The organism is Saccharothrix sp. ST-888, assembly GCF_000955975.1.
Classification (GTDB): domain Bacteria; phylum Actinomycetota; class Actinomycetes; order Streptomycetales; family Streptomycetaceae; genus Kitasatospora.
The window spans coordinates 1-370 of sequence record NZ_JYJF01000508.1; the positions used below are offsets into that span (position 1 = coordinate 1).

Consider the following 370-nt stretch of genomic DNA (forward strand, 5'->3'; position numbering starts at 1 on the left):
GGCATACGAGATCGAGCACCACGTGGCCAAGGACGGGCACACGGTGATCGAGTACCACGCGAACGGCGTCCGCGTGCCGTCGACGCTGCTCCAGCCGACCTGCCCGGGCTGCGGCGGGCACGCCGTTCGGATCATGCGGGCGGGCCGGGTCGCCACCGCCGCGAGCCCCTGGCACCACCCTCCCGGAGACGCCGCGCCAGCCCCGCTGTTGCCTACCCCCCGGTCCAACACGGCGGCACCGCCCAGGCGGCCTCCCTCGGGACCTTAGACGCTCGGCCCGCCGGCCCGGCCCTACCGGTCCACCCGCCCGCGCGCGCTCTGACCCCTGGCTCGTACCTGGTCCCCTCCCCCGCTCGCGCCGCTCACGACC

Annotated in this window: 1 protein-coding gene; it reads left to right on the forward strand. The window is 76.2% G+C overall.

Annotated elements, in window-relative coordinates:
* Positions 1-268 (forward strand): hypothetical protein (locus tag UK12_RS43930; RefSeq protein ID WP_231591492.1); only part of this gene is annotated, 268 nt, incomplete at its 5' end.
* Between the last annotated feature and the right edge of the window lie 102 nt (positions 269-370).